This window comes from Limisphaera sp. VF-2 (genome assembly GCF_049537125.1).
GTDB lineage: Bacteria > Verrucomicrobiota > Verrucomicrobiia > Limisphaerales > Limisphaeraceae > Limisphaera.
In genome coordinates this window covers 1,226,777-1,243,127 of the sequence record NZ_JBMVQY010000001.1, presented here as the reverse complement: position 1 = coordinate 1,243,127, position 16,351 = coordinate 1,226,777, and the positions used below count along the sequence as shown (strand labels likewise).

Annotated in this window: 14 protein-coding genes; 8 read left to right on the top strand and 6 right to left on the bottom strand. The window is 64.7% G+C overall.

Annotation, left to right across the window (positions count from 1 at the left end; all coding sequences use genetic code 11):
• Nucleotides 1-44: 44 nt before the first annotated feature.
• From ACPDIT_RS04530 to rsfS, 3 genes are read left to right on the top strand one after another with little or no spacing between them, the layout of a single operon-like run.
• Complete coding sequence (locus tag ACPDIT_RS04530) at nucleotides 45-1,292, top strand: acetylxylan esterase (protein WP_423441958.1); 1,248 nt, start codon at nucleotides 45-47, stop codon at nucleotides 1,290-1,292.
• Nucleotides 1,289-1,894 carry a nicotinate-nucleotide adenylyltransferase gene (nadD, locus tag ACPDIT_RS04525; RefSeq protein ID WP_423441956.1) on the top strand — a complete coding sequence of 202 codons (606 nt, stop codon included), beginning with the start codon at nucleotides 1,289-1,291 and terminating at the stop codon, nucleotides 1,892-1,894. The genes ACPDIT_RS04530 and nadD overlap by 4 nt, the downstream gene beginning before the upstream one ends.
• Nucleotides 1,895-1,923: 29 nt before the next feature.
• Complete coding sequence (rsfS, locus tag ACPDIT_RS04520; protein WP_423441954.1) at nucleotides 1,924-2,289, top strand: ribosome silencing factor; 366 nt, start codon at nucleotides 1,924-1,926, stop codon at nucleotides 2,287-2,289.
• A 118-nt stretch (nucleotides 2,290-2,407) separates the two neighbouring features.
• Here the strand turns inward: rsfS and ACPDIT_RS04515 are convergent, their stop codons facing one another.
• From ACPDIT_RS04515 to rpe, 3 genes are all read right to left on the bottom strand, one after another.
• A complete protein-coding gene (locus ACPDIT_RS04515) occupies nucleotides 2,408-2,860 on the bottom strand; it encodes a hypothetical protein (RefSeq protein ID WP_423441952.1) in 453 nt (150 codons plus the stop codon).
• A 97-nt stretch (nucleotides 2,861-2,957) separates the two neighbouring features.
• A complete protein-coding gene (locus ACPDIT_RS04510; protein ID WP_423441950.1) occupies nucleotides 2,958-4,379 on the bottom strand; it encodes a phosphoglucomutase/phosphomannomutase family protein in 1,422 nt (473 codons plus the stop codon).
• Nucleotides 4,376-5,119: a ribulose-phosphate 3-epimerase gene (rpe, locus tag ACPDIT_RS04505; protein ID WP_423441948.1), complete on the bottom strand. Its 744-nt coding sequence runs from the start codon at nucleotides 5,117-5,119 to the stop codon at nucleotides 4,376-4,378. The genes ACPDIT_RS04510 and rpe overlap by 4 nt, the downstream gene beginning before the upstream one ends.
• A 796-nt stretch (nucleotides 5,120-5,915) precedes the next feature.
• On the opposite strand from rpe, the gene ACPDIT_RS04500 reads away from it, so the two are divergent.
• Entirely contained in the window at nucleotides 5,916-7,439 is a 1,524-nt protein-coding gene (locus tag ACPDIT_RS04500) for a metallophosphoesterase (protein WP_423441946.1), read from the top strand.
• 94 nt (nucleotides 7,440-7,533) lie between these two features.
• The gene (locus ACPDIT_RS04495; RefSeq protein WP_423441944.1) at nucleotides 7,534-9,945 is read left to right on the top strand and encodes a metallophosphoesterase; all 2,412 of its coding nucleotides are present in this window, start codon (nucleotides 7,534-7,536) and stop codon (nucleotides 9,943-9,945) included.
• A 24-nt stretch (nucleotides 9,946-9,969) separates the two neighbouring features.
• Here ACPDIT_RS04495 and ACPDIT_RS04490 read toward each other — a convergent pair whose 3' ends face one another.
• Nucleotides 9,970-10,797 carry a sugar phosphate isomerase/epimerase family protein gene (locus ACPDIT_RS04490; protein ID WP_423441942.1) on the bottom strand — a complete coding sequence of 276 codons (828 nt, stop codon included), beginning with the start codon at nucleotides 10,795-10,797 and terminating at the stop codon, nucleotides 9,970-9,972.
• A 124-nt stretch (nucleotides 10,798-10,921) separates the two neighbouring features.
• On the opposite strand from ACPDIT_RS04490, the gene ACPDIT_RS04485 reads away from it, so the two are divergent.
• Nucleotides 10,922-11,485 carry an FHA domain-containing protein gene (locus ACPDIT_RS04485; protein WP_423441940.1) on the top strand — a complete coding sequence of 188 codons (564 nt, stop codon included), beginning with the start codon at nucleotides 10,922-10,924 and terminating at the stop codon, nucleotides 11,483-11,485.
• 43 nt (nucleotides 11,486-11,528) lie between these two features.
• On the opposite strand, the gene ACPDIT_RS04480 is transcribed toward ACPDIT_RS04485, so the two are convergent.
• On the bottom strand, nucleotides 11,529-12,710 hold the full coding sequence (locus tag ACPDIT_RS04480; RefSeq protein WP_423441938.1) for a hypothetical protein: 1,182 nt from the start codon (nucleotides 12,708-12,710) through the stop codon (nucleotides 11,529-11,531).
• A gap of 679 nt (nucleotides 12,711-13,389) precedes the next feature.
• On the opposite strand from ACPDIT_RS04480, the gene ACPDIT_RS04475 reads away from it, so the two are divergent.
• Together ACPDIT_RS04475 and ACPDIT_RS04470 are read left to right on the top strand one after the other, a co-directional pair.
• Entirely contained in the window at nucleotides 13,390-13,761 is a 372-nt protein-coding gene (locus ACPDIT_RS04475; RefSeq protein WP_423441936.1) for a hypothetical protein, read from the top strand.
• A 766-nt stretch (nucleotides 13,762-14,527) separates the two neighbouring features.
• On the top strand, nucleotides 14,528-15,358 hold the full coding sequence (locus ACPDIT_RS04470; RefSeq protein ID WP_423441934.1) for a pectate lyase family protein: 831 nt from the start codon (nucleotides 14,528-14,530) through the stop codon (nucleotides 15,356-15,358).
• Nucleotides 15,359-15,517: 159 nt separating this feature from the next.
• On the opposite strand, the gene ACPDIT_RS04465 is transcribed toward ACPDIT_RS04470, so the two are convergent.
• A complete protein-coding gene (locus ACPDIT_RS04465) occupies nucleotides 15,518-16,024 on the bottom strand; it encodes a PTS sugar transporter subunit IIA (RefSeq protein ID WP_423441932.1) in 507 nt (168 codons plus the stop codon).
• Nucleotides 16,025-16,351 lie beyond the last annotated feature (327 nt).

Here is a 16,351-nt window from a genome sequence, read left to right as displayed (position 1 = left end):
GACGTGCGGCCGGCCGGAAGGCGTTTCGCGTTGCGTTGTTGGGGATGTTGTTATGCGGCCCGGGGGTTGCGGCAGAGCCGAATTACGATGAAAGCCGGGTGCCGGCGTACACGTTGCCCGATCCCCTGGTTTGCCAGGACGGCACCCGCGTAACCAATGCGCGGATGTGGGAGCGACGTCGTCGTCCGGAGCTGTTGTGGTTGTTCGAGGAACAGGTGTACGGTCGGGCGCCCACCCGTCCGCCGGGCATGTGGTGGGAAGTGGTCAGTGAAGATCGCCAGGCCCTGAACGGTCGGGCCACCCGCAAGGAGGTGACCATCTGGCTGCGGGGAGATCGCGGGGGCCCGACGTTGGAGCTGCTGTTGTATCTGCCGAACGGACCGCGCGGACGCGTGCCGGTGTTTTTGGGGCTGAACTTCATGGGCAACCACACGGTGCACCCGGACCCCGGCATCCGGATTCCAACCAAGTGGGTTCCGGCGGACCGCGCCGGCACGGTGGTCGACCATCGCGCGACCGCGGCCGGCCGCGGGTCCATGGCCTCGCGATGGCCGGTCGAACGGTTGCTGGAGCGGGGGTATGGTCTGGCCACAGCCTACTGCGGGGACTTGGAACCGGATTTTCCGGAGGGCTGGAAGCTGGGCGTGCGCGCGGCGTTGAGCCCGGCCGGTACGAACACCGTGTTCGCACCGGAAGCGTGGGGCGCCATTGCAGCATGGGCCTGGGGCCTGAGTCGGGCGATGGATTATCTGGAGACGGATCCGCGGGTGGACGCGCGCAAGGTGGCGTTGATCGGACACTCGCGCCTGGGCAAGACGGCCCTGTGGGCCGGAGCCCGGGATCCTCGATTTGCACTGGTGGTGGCCAATGAATCCGGCGAGGGCGGTGCCGCTCTGGCCCGGCGCCGGTTCGGCGAGAGAACCGCCGATCTCAACCGGCGTTTTCCGCACTGGTTCTGTGGCAATTTCAAACGTTACAATGACCGGGAAGACGACTTGCCGGTGGATGCGCACCAGCTGATTGCCCTCATGGCACCACGACCCGTTTATGTTGGCAGCGCGGCCGAGGACCTGTGGGCCGATCCGCGGGGCGAATTCCTCGCGGCTCGGGAGGCGGGTGTGGTGTACCGCCTTTACGGTCGGGAGGGAGTCGGTGTGGAAACCCAGCCGCCCTTGCACCAGCCCGTCGGCCAATTCATCGGCTACCATATCCGCGCCGGCCGTCACGAACTGACGGCGTGGGACTGGGAACAGTACATGAACTTTGCCGACCGCCATTTGCGTCGCCCATGAGCGAACTCGGCCCGACGGGAAGCCTGCGGCGTTTGGGATTGTTCGGGGGCAGTTTCGACCCGGTGCACGTGGGTCACTTGCTGGCGGCACGGGCGGCCATCGAGGAACTGGGGTTGGATCGGCTGTTCTTCATCCCGGCCGCGCAGTCGCCCTTCAAGGCCGGACAGCCTCCGGTGGCTCCGCCCGCCGAGCGCCTGCGTTTGTTGCGGCTCGCCCTGGCCGGCCAGACGGATTGCCTCGTGGACGACTCGGAGATCCGTCGGGGCGGCATCTCGTACACTGTGGAAACCTTGCGGGAGTACGCACGGCGGTATCCCGGGGCGGAGCTGTTTTACCTGGTCGGGGCGGATCATGTGCCCACCTTGCCGCGCTGGCGCGAAGCCGAAGAGGTGGCCCGGCGGGCACGGTTTGTGGCCCTGATGCGGCCCGGACAGCCGGCGCCAGTATTCCCGCCCCCGTTCCAGGGCGTCAGTTTGACGGGCTTCCCGGTGGGCGTGTCCTCTTCGCAGATCCGCGAGCGGGTGCGGACCGGGCGCCCCATCGAGGGCCTCGTGCCTCCGCCGGTTGCCGAGGCGATCCACCGGGCGCGGCTTTATCTTTGACCCCATCCATGGCAAGTTCTCCCACAACGATGGATTCCCGAAAACTGGCCCTGCTGTGTCGGAAACTGGCAGACAACAAGAAAGCCGAAGACATCGTCATCCTGGATCTGCGCAAGCTCTCCTCGATCGCAGACTACTTCGTGATCGCCTCGGCCACCAGTGAGCCGCATCTGCGGGCGGTCATCGAGGAAGTGACCGAAAAACTCGAGCAGGAGCATGGCTTGCGTCCGTACGGGGTGGACGGGCATCACACCACCGGCTGGGTGGTGCTGGATTACTTCGACGTGATCATGCACATCATGCGAGCGGACGTGCGCGCGCACTACGACCTCGAAGGGCTCTGGGGCGACGCACCCCGGGTTCGCACGCGCACGCGTCGCAAGGTGGCGTCCTGATCCCCTGCGAAGCGCGCCGGAAACACCGGAGCCGGCAGCCGCATTCAGCGGAACGGAGAAGCCCCCGGCAGGTGCACCCGCGAGGCGGTCCCGGCGGTTTTCCGCGAAAACAACGGCCTCAAAAACCGTACTTGGCCAACTCCTGATCGAGCTGACGCTGGAATTCCTCGATGTCCTCTGCCGAGGGCCGGTACCCGGGCTTTTCGGTGGCCAGACCCAGCCGGCCCATCTGGTCCAGATACCAGTCGGCCGTTTGGCCGTCGCTGAAGGTGACTTTGCCGCTGATGACCGCGCCGGGCCTGGTGAGTTCGTCGACACTGATGCGCACACGGCGCGGGCCGGCGCCGGCCTTCTCGGTTTCCCGTCCGGCGGGCTTGGCCGCTTCCGTCGTTTCCGGCTCGGGATCTTTGACCTGGAGTTTGAGGTCATCCACCAGCAGGCGCACCTCCATATAGGTGAGGCGGATGCCGAACTCCTTGGCCAGCCGGTCCTGCACCTCGGAGAGTTTGGCGCCCTGGTTCAACCATTGCGCCACCTGTTTGCGTTGCTCCTCGGTCAAATTCACGTTCATAGGTTGTCTGGTCCGATTGTGGCCGAGAACGGCCTGTTGAAAACGAAATTCTTCCCTTTCGGCCCCCGGAGGACGCGGCGGGACCCGGCGTTGCGGCTCAGACCTGTCGGGTCCAGCGCAACCCGAGCTTCAGCAACCGGCGGACGTCCGTGTCCGTGGCGGCCTCGGCGTAAATGCGCAGGACGGGTTCCGTGCCCGAACCCCGCAGCATGAGCCAGGCCCCATTGTTGGCGATCAGTTTGATTCCGTCAAAGGTCTTGACCTCCGCGACGGGCCAGCGCCCGAGACGATCGGGCGGCGCATTGCGCAGGCGGTCAAGAAGCGCGGCCACACGGGCCTGTGGCAGGTGCAGGTCGTGGCGGCCATACCGGTGGGGACCGAATTGCCGTTCCAACCCGAGGAGAACCCGGCGAACCGGCTTCCGTTCACAGGCCAGCAATTCCAACAACATCAGGCCGGCAGCCAGACCGTCGCGTTCCGGTATGTGCCCCGGCAGACCCATCCCCCCGCTCTCCTCGGCCCCCAGCAGCACGTCGCCCTTGATCATTTCCGGACAGATGTATTTGAAGCCCACGCCGGTTTCCAACAGGGGCAACCCCCAGGCCGAGCACATCTTGTCCACCATCGACGTCAGGGTCAGCGCCTTGACCACGCGGCCCTTCAACCCTCGATGGCAGTGCAAGTGATACAGCACCAGGCAAACCAGTTGATGCGTGGTCAGAGGGCGGCCGCGGCCGTCCATGGCACCCAGGCGATCCGCGTCCCCATCGGTCACCAGACAGAGATCGTGCGGATGACGCCGAAGAAAGGCGGCCGCCGGACCGTAGTTGGCGGGAATGGGTTCCGGGTTCAGACCCCCAAACAGCACATCGTGCTCTGTGTGGAGGGACGTGACCTGGCAGGTCGTGCCTGCCAGCAGGGCCTCGAAAGCCCCGGCCCCCGCCCCAAAAAGCGCGTCGTGGGCCACGCGCAAACCGGAACGGCCAATGGCGGCAAAGTCCACCAGACGCCGCACGGTCCGGACGTGAGGCGGCTGCAGGTCCACGCGGCGCAACCGGCCCTGACGTTGTGCCTCCGCGGCCGCCAGGCGGCGAACAGGCGACCGATCCAAGTAGCTTTCCACGGCCCGACACGTCTCGGGATCCGAGGAACCGCCGTAATGGGATTTGAGTTTGAATCCGTTGAAGATGGCCGGATTGTGGCTGGCGGTAATCATGACGCCGCCGATGCAGCGCCGGTCGCGTACCGCCAGAGAGACGGCCGGAGTGGGAGTGGCCATCGAGGTCAACAACACCTCGTACCCGTTGGCCGCGAACACCTCGGCGGCGCACTCGGCAAACCGATCGGAGAAAAACCGGCGGTCGTAGCCCACGACCACGCGGAGGTCGCAGCCGGGAACAGGATGATCGCGCCAGTAATCGGCCGCTGCCTGGGCCACGCGCGCCACGTTGGCAAAGGTGAACCCTTCCGCAATCACGGCGCGCCAGCCGTCGGTGCCGAAACGAATCTGGGTGCTCATGATCCGTGCCGGAGAGAGGAGCCCAGGGCCGCAGGGGAGTGGGAAGGACTCGGGGCCGGATCCCGGCCTTCCGCCGTTCCCGCCCGTGCCAGCCGCACGGCACGCCGGAGCTTCATCACGGCCGCCTTCAGGTTGCGCTGGCCGAACAGGGCCGTGCCGCTCACGAAGACATCGGCCCCGGCGCGGGCACATTCTGCGGCTGTCTGCGCATTGATTCCGCCGTCCACCTCCAAGTGGAAGCGATACCCACCCTCGCGCCGCCAGCTGTCGGCCTGCTGGATCTTGGGCAGGCACTCGTGAATGAATTCCTGGCCGCCGAAGCCGGGATTCACCGTCATGATCAACAAGGTGTCGATCTGCCCCAGGAAGGGTCGCACCAGACTCAACTGCGTGGGCGGGTTGATCGCCAGCCCGGCTTTGAGGCCCATGCTGCGGATTTTCCACAGGAGCGATTCCACGCGTGCGCCGAGCTCCACATGCACGGTGAGCTGGTTGGCACCCGCGTCGGCAAACAGCGGCAGCAGGACCTCCGGTTTGCTGCACATCAGGTGCACATCGAAAAACGTGCGCGTCAGCGGCCGCAGCGCTTTCACCACACCCGGCCCGAACGAAAGATTCGGAACGAAATGGCCGTCCATGATGTCCAAATGCAGCCACTCGGCCCCGGAGGCCTTGTGACGGGCAATTTCCCGGGCCAGGCGACCATAATTGGCGGCCAACAACGACGGCGCGATGATCATGCCACCCCCAACTTGAGAAATGGGTCCGGCCGAGTCAATGACCCGGAGTCCGGCACTCATCAGGCAACCCGGAAGCGGAGTTTCTCCAAGAAGGCCGGTTCGCGGGACGATGGGGCAAGGCTTCCCGCCGTTCGGTTCCACGGCGCGGAGTTCGTTGGGCTTCATTCCGATGACCGGAAAGGCGCTGCGATGTGCATGGGGAAACGAAGCGGTGCAGGGCACGATTCACGAGACTTGCCTGGTTGTGCGCAACGGGCGCGCGCCGCCGCGGCCCGCAGCAGGAATTGCGAGGGGAGGAAGCTTTCGGACCACGGGTTGCGAGTACGCAGCAGCTGGATTCCGCGGCCAGCAGAGTCGCGCAGCCGCCAATGAATGCGGTTCCGACTCTCCTGCGCAGAGCACCAGGGGTGGGCGCGCCCCGCTGGCCAAGAGGATCCCATCCAGCCGGCGTGGAGCCTGCAGCTCCGGCTGAAGGTTCGCGCTCTGGAGAAGCCGCGAGGCGGTCGGATCACATTGGCCGGCTCTGTTCTCAACATGCTGATGATCAATGGGTTGAATGGAAGGAAGCGGATCTGACTTGCAGCCTCATCGAGGAGCTCTAACTTTCGCCCGGCCAGCTACAGCAGGCCTGGCACGCGCGCAACAAAGTACGCCACTTATGACCCGCGTTGGTCGAAGCCGTACGGTTCCACCGTTCAACCGGCCACCCCCTTCGGTCTGCTTTCGCCGTTCGGACCAATGGCAGCGGGTCCTCGGGGCTTGGAGGGTCTTCTTCTCGGCGCTGCTTGCGGCAGGCTTGGCGCGGGCCGACCTGGTCGTTCCGCTGGAACCTCCGGACGGCGCGACCAATGTGAGCCCGGACACGCGCCTGGCCGTGGGGCTGGACATTGGCCTGTTGTCCGGCACGAATGTACGGTTCTACGTCCGGCCCGCCGTGCCGCGGCAAGACTTCACGATCGCGGCTCTGCCGGACACCCAATGCTACACGCGGCAGTTCAACGGCGGGACGATGGCGATGTTTCTGAGCCAGATCCGGTGGATTCTCGAAAATCGCGAGCGTTCCAACATTGTGTTCGTGGCGCACCTGGGAGACATCGTGGATCGTGGGGATCTGGAGGAATGGGAATGGTGGAACGCCACCAATGCCCTGTACCAACTGGAAGATCCTTTGTTGACGGGACTGCCTGACGGTATGCCTTACACCGTCGCTCTGGGGAATCACGATGGAAGCCGGGCGGGCGGCTACGTCAACTACGCGCGATTCCGTCAGGATTCCGTTTTTTACAATCGTTATTTTGGCGTGGAACGGTTTCGGACCCGACCCTGGTACGGTGGACATTTTGGCCAGAACAACAACAACCACTACACCCTGTTCAGCGCGGGGGGCCTGGATTTCATTGTGTTGACCCTCGAGTTTGCCGCGGGCACCAACGCCTCGGTCATGGCCTGGGCCCGGGATGTGCTCGCCCAACACGCAGATCGGCTGGCCATCTTGGTAAGTCACTCGCTGCTTTATGCCCAGGGCGTCGGAAACACGGACTTTCGCCAGCGCTGGTGGAGTCCGGAGGGCCAGATCATTTACGAAGCGATGAAGACCAGCTCCAATCTGTTCCTCATGCTTTGCGGACATGATCCGGTAACGGGCTATCGGATCGACACCCACGAGGGACGGAAGATCATCACGGTGCTGAGCGACTTCGAGAACCTCAGCGGCGGCAGCGGCTGGATGCGGCTGTTCCGGTTTTCCCCGGCCCGCAACGAAATCCGCGTCCGCACGTTCTCACCCTGGTTGAACCGGTTCGAGGACAGCCCGCCGCATGATTTCACATTTTTCGTGGATCTCGGTGGGTTTCGGGTGATCGGGCTGCAAACGAACGTGACGGCACCGGTGGTCATGAGCCCGCCCATGTCTCAGTGGCCCATCCGCGCCGCGAACCAGGCGTGGGAATGGTTTGCAGAGGTTGAGGCCGGCGGTCGCTCGTTCCGCACACCTGTCCGCAGCTTCCAAGTGGCCTCCACGGTTACCAACCCGGTGCCCTCCGCTCCCCTCATCCTGGCCCTGCAAAGGCTCTTGGATGGCCGCTTCGTCCTGGTTTGGCAATCCGTGGGCGGCCGGCGATATCGCGTGGAATACAGCGATGGCGACGACAACGGCTCTTTCAACGGCACGTTCCGCGAGATTGTGCGCTCCCAGCTCGAGGAAACGGATGCCGGACCTCCGGGTCTGCCCGGGTTTATGGTGTATGTGGACGATGGCCGGGATACGGGCGGGCCGCCGCGCGCTGGAGCAAGATACTATCGCGTGCGAGTGGTTCCCTAGCCTGCTGTTCCCGGCCGGGCCCTTTCGAACGATGCGCCATCGCCTGTTTCACTCCTGCCTGAAAGTCCCGGGGGCATCCAGCCCATCCTCGTGGATGTCTCCGAGGCATATGCGCCGGGTTCGGGAGCAGGGTCCCCCACGGAAAGGGCTCCTGTGGCATTGGATTCTGGTCATTGCCCTGGGGCTGGCAGGTCCCACCCGGGGCCAGACTCTTCTTCTCGAATGGGTGGCCGATTACTCCCACACATGGCGGTTCCAAACGAATCGGATGGACGGAGTGCCCTGGAGGGATCCTGGTTATGACGATTCTTCCTGGCCCAGGGGAGCAGGCCTCTTCTTCATCGAGGAGGCTGACTTGCCGGCTGCGAAACTCACCCCCCTGCCCGCCCGACCGGATACCGGGCGGCCCTTCTTCACCTATTGTTTTCGCACGTCGATTGTCCTGACCAACGTCGAGTCCCTGGCCGGGATGCAATTCGAACTGCTGGCAGACGACGGAGCAGTGGTGTACGTCAACGGACACGAAATCCAGCGGGTGCGCATGCCCCCGGGGCCGATCCTTTTTACGACACCGGCGGCGCCAGAAGTAACGGATGTGACCAGCCCGGACCGTTTCTTTGTGCCATGGCCGGTTTTGGCGGCTGCCAGGGTTCGGAATGGCACCAACTGGTTGGCCGCGGAGGTGCACCAGGGCAACGAGTTGAGTTCGGATGTGGTCTTCGGCCTCCGGATCGGGGGGAGTTACGATCCGAATCTGCGTCGCCAGGTTTGGTTGGTGCAACCACCCGACGGAGCTCAAGGGGCATGGAATGCAAGCTGGCTGTTGGAGGCCGTCGTGACAGAGTCCTTTGGCCCGGTGGAGCGAGTGGAGTTTCTGGTGAACGGAGAGTCGCTGGGCAACGCCACTGCGGCACCTTTCACATGGGCTTGGACCCCCGGCCAGCCCGGGGAGGCGACGCTGGAAGCGGTGGTACACAGCCCGGACGGCCGGATCGCCCGCAGTGAGCCCGTCCGTGTGGAGGTCAAACCGCCTCCGGCGCCGCGCGTCGTGCGGGGCCCCTACCTCCAGTCCGGCGCCTGGGACAGCGTGGTCGTCCGCTGGCGAACAGACGCGCCGACGCGCAGCGTCGTCCGATACGGCACGAATCTGCAGAGTCTGGATCGAGAGGTGCGGGGCACCGCTTGGACAACGAATCATCAGGTGCGCCTGACCGGTTTGCTGCCTGCGACGCGATACTATTACGCGGTGGGTTCGGACGACGGGCTGCTGATCGGACCGCACCCTCTGCAGTATTACCAGACGGCACCACCGCCCGGCACGCCGGGCACATACCGGATCTGGGTCATCGGAGATGCCGGTGCGCCGTGGAATGATCAGGGCCCTCAGTTGGCGGTGCGCAACGCCTTTTACGCATACAACGGCCAGCGTCATATCGATGTCTGGCTGCAGCTGGGCGACAACGCCTATCCCTGGGGCACGGATGATCAGTATCAGATCGGCCAGTTCGACATGTATTCCAATTTACTGGCTCGGACGGTTACCTGGCCGGCATTGGGCAATCATGACACCGCCAACGCCACCACGTTCAGCACGAATTATCCCTACTTCGAGATCTTCACCCTTCCCACCGCCGGCGAAGCGGGAGGCGTGCCCTCGGGGACACCCCATTGGTTCAGCTTCGATTACGGCCACGTCCACTTCATCTGTCTGGACTCCATGACGGCGGATCTGAGCTCGAACGCTCCCATGGCCCGGTGGTTGCGTGCGGACCTGGCCGCCAACACCAACTTCTGGGTCATTGCCTACTTCCACCATTCACCGTACAGCCGCGGCCATCGCAATTCCGACACGGATCCCAACATGCGAGCCATGCGGGAGAACATCGTCCCAATTCTCGAAGCGGGCGGGGTGGACCTGGTGCTGGGCGGCCACAGCCATTCCTACGAACGAAGTCCCCTGTTGGCCGGGCACTATGGCCCGTCTGATACTTTTCAATCGGAAATGGTGCTCATGAGTGGAAACGGATCGGACCGCAACGGTGGGCATCCGTACATCAAACCACCCGGCAGGAGCAGTACCCCGCAAGGAACGGTGTACGCCGTGGTGGGCAGCAGCGGCATGCTGCGCGCCGACGCGCCGCTGAACCATCCCGCCATGCAGGTGAGCCTGGCCGTGCTCGGCAGCGTAATCCTCGAGGTCCAAACCAACCGCCTGGACGCCTGGTTTCTCCGGGAGACGGGCGAGATCGCGGATCATTTCGCCATCGTCAAGGCGTGGCAACCTCCGCGCCTGGGGCCGGCCACGGCGGAGGCGGCCGCGGGCCGATTGGTGTTGCGCGCGGAAGCCGTACCCGGGCGGCTCTACACGTGGGAAACGGCACAAGACCTGACGTCAGCCCGCTGGTTGCCCGGGGGAAAACTGCGGGCGGATGACGCCGGTCGCGTGGAGTGGGAAGTACCCCTTGCGCTGGATGGCCCGACGCGCTTTTTCCGGCTTCGACAGTGAACCGGATGGATCGAAGCCCCCTGCTCAGCCCTTCCGCGGCTCTCCGAAGGTTTCGCGCAAATACTCCAGGCTCCGCCGGGCGATCTCCTCGGCACCCTCATCGAACTTGAACACTTCCACGGAAACGTAGCCATCGTACCCGACCTCATGGAGGGCGGCTGCGATGGGACGGTAATCCACGTCGCCAAATCCCGGACCCTTCAGATTGCGGTCGTTGGCATGAAAGTGCACAAAGTGCGGCCACGAAGACCGGATAATGTCCGGGATGGGGCGGTCCTCGGCGCACATCGCTTTGACGTCCAAAATGATGCGACAAGCCGGAGAAGCAAAACTTTGCGCAAACGCGATGGCTTCGGCCGCCGTGTTGAGGAAATTGGTTTCCGCAGGCGACAACGGCTCGATGCACAAAATGACGGCGCGCTCTTCCGCCTCGCGAACAGCGTCCTGCAGGGTCGCCCGGGTCCATTCCCAGGCCTGCTCTCGGCTGACCCCCGGCTGGAGACTCCGCTGCTTGGGGGAGCCGAGCACCAGCACGCGCCCGCCCAGGTCGGCACAACAGCGCACCAGCTCCACAAAGTATCGGCCCGTGCGTTGCCGCAGGGCCGGATCCGGATGATTGAGATGGAGCCCCTCCGGTTTGACCAACAGCCAGTGCAGTCCCACCACCGCCAGCCCGTTTCGTGCCGCCAGATCGCGAATCCGCCGTCGATCCGTCGGACCGAGATCGGTGACCGACTCGGCCAGGGTGAACGGAGCCAGTTCCACTCCGTCATACCCCGTCCGCGCTGCATGCGCCAACGCGTCCTCCAGCGTCCAGCCCTGATAGATTTCGTTGCAGATGGCAAACCGCACAGCGGCATGATTGGAGCCGCCACGCCGATTTCAAGATTGATCCACCGTCCCGCCGTGCTAAAGGTGGAATTGGAAGCCCGGCCGGTCGAAGATTGGCTGCCGCCGGGTGCGCCGGGAAGCGTGTATGGCGAAACTGATCGTCAAAGGGCCCAACGGCCGCGATGAGGTCCTGACCCTCAAACCCGGCATCAATCGCTTCGGCCGCTCGACCGCCAATGATTTTGTGGTCTTCGACAGCACCGTTTCCCGGTTCCATTGCGAGATCGAGGTGCGGGACGACGGCATGTGGGTGCGCGACCTGGACTCTGCCAACGGCACCTTCGTGGACGATGTCCCCGTGACGGAACCGGTGCAGCTGCGGAAGGGCCAGATCCTGCGGCTGGGGGATGTGCGGATGGAAGTGCGCGAGGCACCCGAGCCGCCGCGACCCGACGAGATACCCATGTGCTCCATCCATCCCAGTTACCCGGCCAGCATGCAGTGCACGCAGTGTCACCAGGTGTTTTGCGGGAGCTGCGTGCACCTGATTCGCCGCCTGGGAGGTCAGTATCTGCGGCTGTGCCCCAAATGCAGCGGCCATTGTGTTCCTCTGACCGTGGTCCGCAGCACTGCGAAGGGTTTCCTCCAGGGCATGATGGAGCGGCTGCTGAAGAAGCGGACGCTCCGCCACCCGTTCCAGGGCGAGTAACCCTGCCGTGCGTCTGCCGCCGACCACTTCCGGTCCATCGGCTTTACCGATGCCGGTACTCTTGCATCAGGTGGAGAATCGCTTCCCGGAGCCGAAACAAATCCTTTTGCAGTCGGGCCGTTCTGGCTGCGGACAACCGGCCGCTGCTCGCCGCAAGCTGAAAGAAACGATGGCTGTCGTGCAGGGAATGGAGCGCGCGCTTCAGACAGGCCACGATCAGGCTCCCTTCCAAATCCGGTTCTCCCAAAGCCACGCCGCGGAGGGCGGCCCGCAGACGGCCTGCCGTGACCCGGCACTGGACCAGTAACGCCAGGGTCTCGGGCCGCAACAGAAGGCCGTCGTAGCGAAACTGCGGTTGAAAGGAGCGCTCGATTCGTCGGCACAAGATCTGCCACTGCCGCTCCAAGGGGTGGAGAATCTCGCCCTCGGGGGTGCGCACCCAGTCCTTGCCTTCGCGAGCCGGATCCGGGTCGGCGGACACCTCTTCGATTTCGTCGGGTTCAGCCTCCTCCTCGAAGGCATCCGCGCCGAGAGAATCGTCCTCCCAGCCCATGGCGCGGGCGATGCGGGCCCGGCCCTCGGGAGAGTCCCCGTAGCGTTCGAGCAAATCGTTGTATTTTTCGCCCCGCGCCTCGCAAACCTGCAGGAACCGTTCGTAATCGAACTCGTCCCATTCTTCCTCGGGATCCTTGACCGTGCCGTCCAGAAATTCCAGCAGCGCATCCCATTGAGACAGGTAGGCCTGCCAGGCGGCTTCCACCTGACGTTTCCGCTCGGTCTCGTCCTCTCCGGTGGGCTGCCAGGTCGGCCGTGTGTAGCGCATTTTAAAATCAACCACCTGCGCCACCATGCGGCCTGCCTCCGGCGTAAACCATTCGAGGTACAAACAGAACGTCGTGCGGGTTGGGGGCGGGTCGGCGTGGTCCGGCCATTTCAAGAGAGTCTTCAGCGGCACATCAGGCACCTCGATTTGACGGCGCGCGGTCAAATCCCCGGCATGGCCCCGTTGGACGTCAGGCAGGTCTTCCAGCCCGGCGATGGGCATGGCGAGCCGACGAGAGTGGAAATGAACGAGACGCCCCGCCAGGTCGGAATGCGCATTGCCTTTCAGGTCGAGCTCGAGGGGACGCGCCCGTCCACACAACCAAAGTTTGCCCACCACGCGGCCCTTCTCGCGGTTATCCAAGAAACCGCGTTTGACCGCATCTCCGATTCGGAACGCCATGACCCAACCCTAGCACAGGCAGAACCAACGGCGCAAACGTTCTCGCCGCAATCGCCGGGCCGCGGCAAGCTCGCGACGTCGGCTGCCGTCCGGCCTCCACAGCCCCCAAGGGGCCGCTGAGAGGCAATGATCGCGCATCACCGGCTTGGCAAGATCAAGGCAGCAGCACCTGCCCCTGCGCCTACCCGGTCTTTCCCGGCTCCCTTGCGAAGGGTGCGGGGAGAAGTGCGCGGGCAATCGTAACCAGATCCGGGCATCCGCTCTGAGCGGCCGGAACCACGCGGTTGTGGCAGAATGACCCGGCCACGCAGTCGTGAACCCTGACGGCCGTGTGCAGATTGTGCGCTCTTCAGTCACCAGTGAGAACCGGCAGCCAGGCACGGCAACTGCCGGGGAGCTGGATCGGTTCTGACTTCCCGGACCGGGCTCCGGCCCGGTCGGGCTCTGCCACTGGCCAACCGGAAAGCCCGATTTTCCACACTCGGCGGCCCGGGGCTCGCGGCCTCCACCGGGCTGTCGCCCGCCATTGGAGTGGACACCTTGGTCCACAAAACCATGGCCGGCGGTCAGGGATCCGCCGTCCACCCCGGACGTTCCGGAGATGAGCCCCGGTCCACTGCCGCGATCGGGCACAATCCCCCTTGCCAATGCGCACATGGGCGTGCCACGCTTCGTTGGCATGAAAAAGCTGCTGGTTTTATTGCTGTTGCCGGTTTTGCTGGGCGGATGCACCGCCACGTTTACCAATTTGACCCCCCGGCAGCAGCCGCGGAATGCCAATCATCTTTACCCGGTCGAAGTGGCCTTCCGCAGTCGACAGCAATCGCTTCGCTGGGAGACCATCGATCCCAAGGTCCTCGTGGGATCTGAGTCGTATCCCTTGCGGCCCGTCCCCTTGGTGCGCAACCGGTGGGAAGGAATGATCCCCGTGCCGCCGGGGACCAATCTGATCCATTACCGCTACCGCTTTGACTTTCTCTACAACGCCATGGGCGGTCCTCAGCCCGACAGTGCCCTCTCGCCCACCTACTCCCTCCAAATCGTGGACTGAAGCACTGCCGAAGGCTCCGGGGCTGGCCTACCGCGGGCGAGCGTCCTGTCGCCCGTGCTGAGGCGCATCGGGTCCTGAGAGTCCTCTGCGGGGTCGTTCACAAAGGAGAGACTTGGCCATCCGGAAGCTCGGCAAACGGCTCACAGCGGTTTGCCATCGCAGGGATGCACGCCGGTCTGACGAAGCACGGGTGGTCGGCACGAGTCAGGCGCGACTCCTCTCCTTTTGCCCCCAGGTCCGCCTCACCCGCGTGCTTCGTTTGGCCTCCGACGATCCGGGCCGGAGCGAGGAAAACGCAACCCTTTCCCGGGAGCCTTGCAGGGACACGGACGATCTGCTCCAAGGAGGCCCGACGCGCAGCGCGGAACAGGGCGGCCCTTGCCGGATGCGAATTCGCACGCGATCTTTCCCGCCCAAATTTCAAACCGGCGTGCACAAATTCGAGGAGCCGCAGAGGCCGCTCTGGAGATATCCTTCGGGCGAAATGAAGCTTCTCTGGTCCGACGGCGGCAATCGATTCCGACCGGATCTTGCGGCAACCAGCCTGAGGATCCTTGGCACAATGCGTCTGCGGGCAGGGGTCCCGTGGTGCCTGGCTCTTTTGGGATGGGTCGGCGCCGGGGGAGGCCTCGGACTGAACCCCACCCAAGCCGCGGAACCCGGCCCTCTCGCCCCGCCGCGCCCGAACTTCGCCCCGGTCGGTTTTGCCCACGTCGGCGCCCCGGTCACCGGCGGCGACGGATCCGAACCCATTCGCGTTCGCAGCGTGCAGGAACTGCAAGCGCTGGCCGGCACGGACGAGCCCCGTGTGTTGCTCCTCGAAGGCACATTCGAACTGAGGCGCCAATCGGTGCGGGTGGGGTCGAACAAAACTTTGCTGGGTGGGGGCGAAGGCGCGGTGCTTCTGGGCGGGGCCCTCTATTTGCGCAACGCCACCAATGTCATCCTCCGCAACCTCATCCTCCGGGACTCTCCCGAGGACGGCATCAGCCTCAGCGGTGCCCGCCGGGTCTGGGTGGATCATTGCACGGTCATGGACTGCGGGGACGGGTTGATCGACCTGACCCACGGCACGGACGAGGTCACCATTTCCTGGTGCCGATTCGGTTACCAAAACCTCAAGAACTCCCATCGACTCGCCAGCCTGCTGGGCGCCAGCGACCGCGACCGCGCCTGCGAGGGACGGCTGCGCGTCACGTATCATCACAACTGGTGGGACGCCGGTTGCCTCGAACGCATGCCGTCCGTGCGCTTCGGCCGCGTGCACGTGTTCAACAATTATTATCGGGCGCCGGGCAATCGTTATTGCATTCGCTCCCGGCTCTTTGCCGAATGTCGCATCGAATTCAACTGGTTCGAGGACGTTCGGAATCCATGGGAACTGATGGTCACCACGGGGGACACGGGCCGAATCTTCGCGGCGGGCAACGTGGAGGTGAACACCCGCTGGGAGAATCCCGGCGGCAATGTGAGATTGGTCAGCGGCACCGACTCCGTGTTCGCCCCGCCCTATCCATGGCAGCCGGATCCACCCCAATGGATACCGTGGCTGGTGACCAACCACGCCGGGGCCGGTCGCGGTCCGTTCGCCCGTTGAGGCTCCGCCTCCCAGCCACAGCAACCGCCGAGAGTATCTTGCTTGGGAACCCACCTCGGGCGGTGATGCGGCCAAGACCGTCTCACGCCCGGCCGGGCGCACGCAGGACCCGCGATCTTGCGGCAAGCCGGTGCCCCGAAACCTGCGGCGTCTCAAAACTCACACCCCCGGCCGGTTCAGTTGCAACTCGGCCTCCCGCACCAGGTCCATCACCGCTTGCGGGGAGGGAGCCGCCAACAACGCCTCCCGCAAGGCCGCCTGCCGCAAAAGGCGACTGATCCGCGCCAGCATCGCAAGGTGAATCGTCAAATTCGGCGCCAGCAACAGGAAAAACAACCGAACCGGCCGACCGTCCACCGCCCGAAACGCCACGCCGGCCGGGTGCCGTCCGAAGGCCAGTTCGGGTTCGGTCAACAGATCGGGCAGAGCCTGCCGGGCATGGGGCAGCGCCACGCCATCGCCGATACCGGTGCTGTGCAGCTCCTCGCGTTCGCGAAGGGCCTGAAACAAACGTTCCTGCCGCTCCGGGGCTCCGGCCAGACTCGGAATCAGCCCCACCAGTTCCCGCAGCACGTCATCCCGGGTTTGCGCCCGGAGCTGCAAGCAAATGCGTTCCACGCTCAGCAAAGCGTGCAGTTGCAGGCCGGCGCCAGACAACCCCTGCATGGGATGCCATGCTAGCGATTCCGGCCCGGAGGAAAAGCCTCTTCCCGGCCACGGTCCCTTCCCTTCGCCGCGCCCATGGTTTTGGACCCACGGAAGGCTCGGCGGCTTTCGGGGTGTCCCCGGCGCGGGAAAGCCGCAGGGAAACGGCCTTCCCCTCGGATGGCTGACCTCGGGGCGCCAGAGGCACAAAGCGTCCATTCCCCCTCGGCAATGTCCCTGGCCGAATCTAGCCGGGGACGTCCAGGGGGCGGCGGCCTGTCCGGACCGGTCATTGTCTGAAGAAGCCCGGCGAATGGACCCGGCGGTTTTCCGACGCGACATTGCCCA